Consider the following 4,150-nt stretch of genomic DNA (forward strand, 5'->3'; position numbering starts at 1 on the left):
CGCAACGCCGAGGTGCTGCCGCTGTTCGCGCGCCTGTCGCAGGCCGAGCAGGACCTGATCTTTCACCCCAAAGGCCAGCGCCGCATCGTGCTCTCGACCAACGTGGCCGAGACTTCGCTGACGGTGCCGGGCATCCGCTTCGTGATCGACGCCGGCTCGGCCCGGGTCAAGCGCTACAGCTTCCGCCAGAAGGTCGAACAACTGCTGATCGAGCCCATCAGCCAGGCCGCGGCCAACCAGCGCGCCGGCCGTTGCGGCCGGGTGGCCGACGGCATCTGCATCCGTCTCTACGACGAGGCCGGCTTCATCGGCCGGCCCAAGTTCACCGACCCCGAGATCCTGCGCAGCTCGCTGGCGGGCGTGATCCTGCGCATGAAGGCGCTGCACCTGGGCGCAGTCGAAGACTTCGCGTTTCTGGAGGCGCCGCAGCGCCGTGCCATCACCGACGGCTACCAGCTGCTGTCCGAACTGGGCGCGGTGGACGACGCCAACGAACTCACCCGCATCGGCCAGACGCTCAGCCGCCTGCCGCTGGACCCGCGCGTGGGCCGCATCCTGCTCGAAGCGCAGCAGCGCGGCGCGCTGGACGAGGTGCTGGTCATCGCGTCCGCCCTGAGCCTGCAGGACGTGCGCGACCGGCCGCTGGAGAAGCAGACCCAGGCCGACCAGGCGCACAAGAAGTTCGACGACGAAAAGAGCGAGTTCACCGGCACGCTCAAGCTCTGGAAGTGGCTGGAAGACAGCAAGGGCGGCCACGGCACCGACCACAAGCTCAGCCACCGCCAGTACGAAAACCTGCTGCGCGAGAACTACATCAACGTGCGCCGGGTGCGCGAATGGCGCGACATCCACAGCCAGCTGCACACGGTGGTGGCCGAGCACAAATGGGTGCTCAACACCGCGCCCGCGTCGTACGAGCAACTGCACCTTTCGATGCTCGCCGGCCTGCTGGGCAACATCGGCCAGAAGAACGACACCGAGGACTGGTACCTGGGCGCGCGCGGCATCAAGTTCCACCGCCATCCGGGTGCCAACCTGAGCAAGAAGCCGGGCCGCTGGATCGTCTGCGCCGAGCTGGTGGAAACCGCGCGCCTGTTCGGCCGCGGCATCGCCAACATCGAACCGCAGTGGCTGGAACAGGTCGGCCAGCACCTGCTCAAGAAGCAGATGCTGGACCCGCACTGGGAGAAAAAGGCGGCACGCGTGTCGGCGCTGGAGCGCGCCACGTTGTACGGCCTGGTGGTCTACCACCAGCGGCGGGTGGACTACAGCAAGGTCGACCCGGCCGGCGCGCGCGACATCTTCATCCGCGAAGCCCTGGTGGGCCATCTGCACGAAGACACCTGGGACAGCAAACTGCCTTTCCTGGCCGCCAACCGCCGCACCGTGCGCGAGGTGCAGGAGCTGGAGCACAAGGCGCGCCGCCAGGACGTGCTGGTGGACGACGAGCTGATCTACGCCTTCTACGACCAGCAGCTGCCGGCGGACGTGAGCAATGGTGCGGCGTTCGAGCGCTGGTACCGCGACCACAGCCGGGAGAATCCAAAGCTGCTGTTCCTCACGCGCGAAGAGCTGATGCGCCACGAGGCCGCGGGCATCACCACGCAGGCCTTCCCGAAGACGCTGCGCCTGGGCGGCGTGGACTGCGCCGTGGCCTACCTGCACGAGCCGGGCGACCCGCGCGACGGCGTGAGCGTGACGGTGCCGATCTTCGCGCTCAACCAGGTCAGCGAAGACCGCTGCGACTGGCTGGTGCCCGGCATGCTCAAGGACAAGGTGCAGGCCCTGCTCAAGACCCTGCACCAGCGCCCGCGTTCGCGCCTGGTGCCCCTGCCGGCCACGGCCGAGAAGATGACCGAAGCGCTGTGCCAGCCCGAGACCTTTGGCGGCGGCAGCCTGATGGATGCGCTGCTGAAACTGGTGCGTGACGCGACCCAGCTGCCGGTGCAGCGCAACGACATCAAGGTCGACATGCTGGCGGCCCACCACTTCATGCACCTGCGCGTGGTGGACGAGCACGGCCGCCAGCTGGGCCAGGGCCGCAACCTCGGCGCCCTCAAGGCCGAGCTGGGCAGCCAGGCGCGCGGCGCCTTCCAGGCGCTGGCCTCGCTCAAGCTCAAGGACATCGCAGGCCCCGCAGCGACCACTCCGGCGCCTGCTGCGCCGCCAGCGGCATCCGACGGCGCCCGCCGAGTGGCCGCGCCGAACAAGTCGCCGGCTCCGCCCGCGGCCACCGCCCACCAGCGCCACACCAGCTGGGACTTCGGCGAACTGCCGGAGCTGATGGAGATCCGCAAGGGCGGCCAGACGCTGATCGGTTTCCCGGCGCTCATCGACGATGGCGACGCCGTGCGCATCGAAGTCTTCGACGAACCCGAGCTCGCGCAGACGCGCCACCGTGCCGGCCTGCGCCGCCTGTTCGCGCTGCAGATCAAGGACGCGCTGAAGTACCTGGAAAAGAATCTGCCGGGCCTGCAGGCCATGGGCGTGGCCTACATGAACGTCGGCAAGACCGACAGTGGCGGCGGTGGTGGCACGCTGGATGAACTCAAGAACCAGATCCTGGACCTGGCGTTGGACCGCGCGTTCCTGACCGACCCGCTGCCGACGGATGCCGTCGCGTTCAAGGCCCGGGTCGACGAAGGGCGAGGGCGCCTGACCCTGATCGCCAACGAGATCGCGCGCCAGGCCGGCGTGATCCTGACCGAATACGCGGCCGCGGCCCGCAAGCTCAAAGACAGCCGGCCGCCCACCGACGTGGCGACCGATGTGCAGCAGCAGCTGCAGCGCCTGGTGCCCAAGACCTTCCTGAGCACCACGCCCTACGCCCAGCTGCAGCACTTTCCGCGCTACCTCAAGGCGGTGCAGCTGCGGCTGGACAAGCTGCGCAGCGACCCGGCGCGCGACGCGGCCAAGTTCGCCGAGCTGCGCCCGCAGGACCAGCGCTTCTGGCGTCTGGTGGCCGAGCGCAAGGGCGTGCAGGACGCCCGGCTGCAGGAGGTGCGCTGGCTGCTGGAAGAACTGCGGGTGAGCTTCTTCGCTCAGGAACTGCGCACGCCCCAGCCGGTGAGCGTCAAACGGATCGACAAGGCCTGGAGCCAGCTCAACAGCTGACCGGCCTCAGAGCCGGGCCAGGCGCTCCAGCGCCGCTGTCAGCGTCTCGTCCTTCTTGGCAAAGCAGAAGCGCACCACCTTCTGATCAAAACCGTTGCCATAGAAGGCCGACAGCGGGATGGCCGCCACGCCGATCTCGCGCGTGAGCCACTGGCAGAACTCGCCTTCGGGCAGGTCGCGTTCGGCCACCGCCAGGTTCTCGATGCCCACGCACTGGAAGTAGGTGCCCTGGCCGGGCAGCAGGCGAAAACGCGTGCTCGCCAGCCCGTCGCGGAAGAGGTCGCGCTTGCGCTGGTAGAAGGCGCTCAGCTGCAGGTAGGGCGCCGGGTCCGCCATGTAGGCGGCCAGCGCGTGCTGCATCGGCGTGTTGACGGTGAACACGTTGAACTGGTGCACCTTGCGGAACTCGGCGGTCAGCGGCGCGGGCGCGACCACCGTACCGACTTTCCAGCCGGTCACGTGGTAGGTCTTACCGAAGCTGCTGATGATGAAGGCGCGGGCCGCCAGGCCGGGGAAGCGCGCGGCACTCTGGTGCTGCTGGCCGTCGAACACCATGTGCTCGTAGACCTCGTCGCTGATCAGCAGCACATCGGTGGGGGCCAGCAGTTCGTCGAGCCGGCGCATGTCGGCTTCGGTCCAGACCTGGCCGCTGGGGTTGTGCGGGCTGTTGATGATCAGCGCGCGGGTGCGCGGCGTGATGGCCGCCGCGATGGCGTCGAAGTCGGGCCGGAACGTGCCCGGCACCAGCGGCACGCGAACGACCTTGCCACCGGCCAGCTCGATGTTGGGCACGTAGCTGTCGTAGCAGGGTTCGAGCACGATGACCTCGTCGCCCGGGTGCACCACCGCCAGGATGGCGGTCAGGATGGCCTGGGTCGCGCCGGCGGTGACGGTGATCTCGCTGTTCGGGTCGCAGCGCAGGCCGTAGAGCGCCTGCATCTTGGCGGCCATGGCCTGGCGCAGCGCGGGCACGCCGGGCATGGGCGGGTACTGGTTGTGGCCGGCCTGCATGGCGCGGGTGACGGCGTTGACCAGT

2 protein-coding genes are annotated in these 4,150 nt (G+C 68.8%); one reads left to right on the forward strand and one right to left on the reverse strand.

Features of this window, described 5'->3' with window-relative positions:
• Nucleotides 1-3,114, forward strand: a 3,114-nt coding sequence (gene hrpA, locus RMP09_RS24005; protein WP_310568485.1) for an ATP-dependent RNA helicase HrpA, incomplete at its 5' end; no start/stop codon positions are given.
• A gap of 6 nt (nucleotides 3,115-3,120) precedes the next feature.
• On the opposite strand, the gene RMP09_RS24010 is transcribed toward hrpA, so the two are convergent.
• Nucleotides 3,121-4,150: methionine aminotransferase (locus tag RMP09_RS24010; protein ID WP_310568486.1), on the reverse strand; the 1,030-nt coding region annotated here is incomplete at its 5' end.

The organism is Hydrogenophaga sp., from assembly GCF_031426985.1.
Lineage (GTDB): Bacteria > Pseudomonadota > Gammaproteobacteria > Burkholderiales > Burkholderiaceae_C > Hydrogenophaga.